The organism is Streptomyces javensis (assembly GCF_039525925.1).
Classification (GTDB): Bacteria; Actinomycetota; Actinomycetes; order Streptomycetales; family Streptomycetaceae; genus Streptomyces; species Streptomyces asiaticus.
The window spans coordinates 1-5309 of sequence record NZ_BAAAIF010000170.1; the positions used below are offsets into that span (position 1 = coordinate 1).

General features: G+C 71.0%; 2 protein-coding genes. Both read right to left on the reverse strand.

What is annotated here, in order from left to right:
- A partial coding sequence (locus ABD329_RS47140) for a beta-ketoacyl synthase N-terminal-like domain-containing protein (protein WP_344318179.1) occupies positions 1-929 on the reverse strand: 929 nt, incomplete at its 3' end.
- A gap of 26 nt (positions 930-955) precedes the next feature.
- A partial coding sequence (locus ABD329_RS47145) for an SDR family NAD(P)-dependent oxidoreductase (protein WP_344318180.1) occupies positions 956-5309 on the reverse strand: 4354 nt, incomplete at its 5' end.

Genomic DNA, 5309 nt, shown 5'->3' on the forward strand with positions numbered 1-5309 from the left:
GTCAAACCATTCGACGCACCATCCTGATTCACCGCACTACCCCGCACCACCGCCAACACCCGATGCCCAAGCCGCTCCGCATCCGACAACCGCTCCACCACCAGCACGCCCGCGCCCTCGGAGAAGCCGGTCCCGTCCGCAGCGGCCGCGAACGCCCTGCAACGGCCGTCCTTCGACATCCCGCGCTGGCGCGAGAAGCCGACGAAGATACCGGGGTTGGCCATGACGGTCACACCTCCGGCCAGCGCCATCGAGCACTCGCCCAGCCGCAGCGCCTGTACGGCCAAGTGCAACGCCACCAAGGACGACGAACACGCCGTATCCACCGCGACCGACGGGCCCTCGAAGCCAAGCGCGTACGACACCCGCCCCGACAGGACGCTCGCCGAGGTGCCCGTGCCCATGACCGCCTCGAGCTCCTCGGGGACCCGCGCTCCGGAGCCGTAGCTGTGGTACGTCACCCCGGAGAAGACGCCGATGTCCTTGCCCCGCAACGCGGTCGGGTCGATCCCGGCGCGTTCGAACGCCTCCCAGGAGGTCTCGAGCATGATGCGCTGCTGCGGATCCATCGCCAGCGCCTCACGCGGCGAAATCCCGAAGAAGCCCGCGTCGAACTCCCCCGCATCGTGGAGAAAGCCACCCTCGCGGACATAGCTGGTGCCCGGATGATCCGGATCCGGATGGAAGAGGTTCTCCAGATCCCAGCCACGGTCCTCCGGAAACCCACCGATGGCGTCACCGCCGGACACCACCAGGTCCCACAGCTCCTCCGGCGTGGTCACCCCACCCGGCAACCGGCACGCCATCCCCACGATCGCGATCGGCTCCGACAGGCCACGGCGTATGTCGGCGTTCTCCCGCTCGAGCCGCTCGTTCTCCATGAGCGTGACACGCAGCGCTTCGACGACCTTCGCTTCGGGAGTGGTCATCCCGGCCTCCGCATTCCGAACCGACATTACTTCCCGGCCTTGCTCATGGCTCGTTGCACCAGACTGGCGACATCCATATCGGCGATCGCGGCAGCGGGTCGCCCGTCCGCCACCTCCCCCTCCGCCCGCCGCGCCACGTCGGGCTCCCGGGCCAGCGCCATGAGGGTGTCGAGGATGCCCAGCTCCTGGAAGCGGCTCAGTGGTGTGCCGGCCAGCGCCCGGCGCAGCTCCTCCTCACCCACCGCGAGGCTCTGCGCGGGTGGGGCATCCGAACAGAGCTTCGTCCGCAAGTGGCGCATCAGTGCGGTGGGCGTCGGATAGTCGAAGACCAGCGTGGCCGGGAGCCGTATCCCGGTGTGGTTGGCCAGCCGGTTGCGCAGTTCCACCGCCGTGAGGGAGTCGAAGCCGATTTCGTTGAACGCCAGGTCCGGCCCGATGGCATGGGCGGAGGCGTGGCCCAGTACCCGAGCCGCCTCGCGGCAGACCAGGTCGAGCAGGATCCGCTCCTGCTCCTCGGGCGTGGCCCTGGTCAGGCGCTGGGTGAAGGCATCCAGATCGGCGGCCGTCCGCGCGATGCGCCGGCTCTGCCGGACGAGGCCACGGAGCAACGGTGGCACCGGTGGCACCGGTCCGGTGGCGGCGGCCTGGGTCCGCAGTGCGTCCAGATCCAGCTTCATCGGAAGCACCACCGACTGGGGCATGCGCAGCGCGGTGTCGAACAGCGCCCCGCCTTCGCCCTCCGACAGCCCGCTCACTCCCCCGCGCGCCATGCGCTGCTGGTCGGCGTCAGTCAGGTGGCCGGTCAGCCCGACCCCCGCACCCTGTGCCCAGAGTCCCCAGCCCAGGGAGATGCCCGGGAGCCCCTCGGCGCGGCGCCGATGTGCCAAGGCGTCCAGGAAGGCGTTGGCCGCCACATAGCTCCCCTGCCCCGAGCTGCCGAGCGTCCCCGCGGCCGAGGAGAACAGGACGAAGGCCGCCAGATCCAGATGCCGGGTCAGCTCGTGCAGATGGAGTGCGGCGTCCACCTTCGGGGCGAAGACCGTGTCCAGCCGCTCCCTGGTCAAGGCGGTGATCACACCGTCGTCCAGCGCTCCCGCACTGTGCACCACGCCGGTCAGTGGCGCGTCTTCGGGCAGCGAGGACAGCAACCCCGCCAGGGCGTCCCGGTCCGCGACATCGCAGGCGGCGATCCGTACTCGTGCGCCGAGCGAGGTCAGTTCCCGCTCCAGCTCGGCGGCGCCGGCGGCCTGGGGTCCGCTTCGGCTGGTCAGCACCAGATTCCGTACGCCGTGCTCGGTCACCAGGCGCCGGGCCGCCACCTTGCCCAGCGATCCGGTGCCACCCGTGATGAGGACGGTGCCGTTCGGGTCGAGTCGGCGCGGCAGAGTGAACACGTTCTTGCCGATGTGCTGCGCCCGGCTCATGAAGCGGAACGCGGCCGGAGCGCGCCGGATGTCCCATACGGTCACCGGTGGCGGGGTCAGCACCCCCTTCTCGAAGAGGTCGACCAGCTCGGTCAGCATCCGCTGGATGCGCTCGCCACCGGCCTCGGCCAGGTCAAACGCCCGATAGGCCACGCCGGGGTGCTGAGCGCCCACCTCTTCGGCGTCCCGGATATCGCTCTTGCCCATCTCGATGAACCGGCCGCCCCTGGGCAGCAACCGGAGTGAGGCGTCCACGAAGTCTCCGGCGAGGGCGTCCAGCACCACATCGAAGCCACGGCCGCCCGTCAACTCGAGAAACCGCTGCTCGAACTCCAGCGTCCGGGAGTTGGCCAGCCGTCCGTCCGGGACACCGGCGGCGCGTGCGGCGTCCCACTTGGTCGGACTGGCCGTTCCGTAGACCTCGGCGCCCCAATGCCGCGCCAGCTGCACCGCGGCCATGCCCACGCCACCGGCGGCCGCATGGATGAGGACCGACTGCCCGCGCTCCAGCCGTGCCAGGTCCCGCAGCCCGAAGTAGGCGGTGAGGAATACGCAGGGGACCGCCGCGGCCTGCTCGAAGGACCACCCCTCGGGCATGTGGACGAGGGTGAGGCAGTCGGCGACGGCGATGGGGCCGCCCGCGCCCTCGAAGAGCCCCATGACCCTGTCCCCCGGAGCGAAGCGGGTGACACCCGGACCGACCTCCGTGACCACGCCCGCGCCCTCGTTGCCGATGCTGATCTCGCCGGGGTACATGCCCAGCGCCATGAGCACATCGCGGAAGTTGAGTCCCGCGGCGCGTGTCTCGATCCGGACATGGCCGGATGGCAGGGGCGCCAAGGCGTTCGGCGACGGCAGCAGCGCCAGGCCCTCCAGCGTCCCCGGGCCGCGGGTGCCCAGCTGCCACGCGGGTTCTCCCTCGGGCGCCACCAGCGCCTCATCGGCCGTCGCCCGGGTCAGACGGCGTTGGTGGCAGACGCCCGCGCGTAGTGCGAGCTGTGGTTCGTCTCCGGCGAGCAGGGCGGGGAGAAGGGTGGGCAGGGCCTTGGTGGAGGCCGGTGTGTCGTCCGCGTCGAGGAGAAGGATCCGCCCGGGGTTCTCCGACTGCGCGGTGCCGACCAGCCCCCAGGCCGCGGCGACCGCCGGATCGACCGGGTCGGTCTCCCGCACACCTACGGCACCCCGCGTCAGCATCACCAGACGTGAGTCCTCCAGCGTGGGCTCGGTCAGCCACGTCCGCAGCACGTCCAGCACCTGGCCGGTCAGCTCATGCGCACGGGCCGCGCTGGTGTCGTCGCTCACGGCCAGGCCGGGGCCGATTTCGTACAGCAGCACCGGAGGCGACCCGACCGACGCGTCGGTGCGAGCGGCCAACTGCCGTACGTCCTGCGCGGTGTGTACGGAGACGGTGTCAAGCGGTACGTCGGCGGCGTCGACCCGCAGCTGCTCCCACCCTACGAGGAACATCTGGTCGGTCGAGGTCCGTGTGGCGGCGTCCAGCAGCGCCGCCGGCATCGGCCGCGAGACCAACGACTCGACCACCGCCACCGCCGCCCCGCTCGGATCAGCCAGCCGCAGGCCCACGCCGTCCTTGCCGTTGGGTGTGATACGTACGCGCAGTGCCGAAGCGCCGGAGGCGTGCAGGGACACTCCGCGATAGGCGAACGGCAACGCGGGCCCCACCTGGTCATCAATGCGGTCGCGGAACGCGGTGGCGTGCAGGGCCGCGTCGAGCAGTGCGGGATGCAGCCCGAACGCCGTGGCTTCGGCCGACAGCTCCTCCGGCAGTGCCACCTCGGCGTAGAGCTCGTCGCCCCGCGTCCACGCGGCCCGCAGACCACGGAAGGCCGGGCCGTATCCGTATCCGCTCGCCTCCAGCTCCTCGTAGATGCCGCGCACCCGCTCCTCCGGAACCGCCACCGCCCCGGTGGGAGGCCACTGCATCAGGTCCGCGTCCAGCTCATCATCGGGGGTGCTCTGGGCAAGGGTGCCGCTGATGTGGCGGGTCCAGGGGGTGTCGGTGCCGCCGTCCTGGCCGCGTGAGTGCACTGCCACCGGGCGTCGGCCGGAATCGTCCGCCACGCCGACACTCACCCGCAGCCGCACACCGTCGCGCTCGGGCAGGGTGAGCGGTGCTTCGACGACGAGCTCTTCGACGAGACCACAGCCGACCTCGTCACCGGCGCGGACCGCCAGCTCCACGAATGCCGCCCCGGGCAGCAGCACCGTGCCCGCCGCCGCGTGGTCGGCCAGCCACGGATGCGTACGCAGCGACAGGCGGGAGGTGAACAACAAGCCCCCCGACTCGGGCAGTTCGGTGACGGCGCCCAGCATCGGGTGGTCGGCCCGCGCGAGCCCCAGCGCCGTCGCGTCCACGGATTCGCCTCGCCGTCCCAGCCAGTAGTGCTCACGCTGGAAGGCGTAGGTCGGCAGATCCAGCGCGGCGTGTGCGGGGATGTCGCCGACCAGGGCGGTCCAGTTCACGGGGACACCGCGTACGTACGCCTCGGCCAGGGAGGTGAGCACACGGCGCATGCCCCCCTCATCCCGGCGGAGCGTCCCGGTCACGACGACCGGTCCGGCATCCACCTGCTCTGCCGCCGCCTCGATGCTCATCGTCAGCACCGGATGCGCACTCACCTCAACAAACGCGGCAAAGCCATCCTCGATCAACCGGTCGATGGACGGGGCGAACCGGACGGTGCTCCGCAGGTTGCGGTACCAGTACCCGGCATCCAGCTCAGCCGTGTCCAGCCACTCCGCCTCCACCGTGGAGAAGAACGGAATACGAGAGGACACCGGCCGGACCCGCGACAACGACCGGGCCAGCTCCTCCTCGATCGCCTCCACCTGCGCCGTATGCGAGGCATAGTCCACATCAACCCACCGCGCCCGCACCCCCACGCCCTCACACTCCGCCACCAGCTCCCGCAACACCTCCGGCTCACCAGCCACC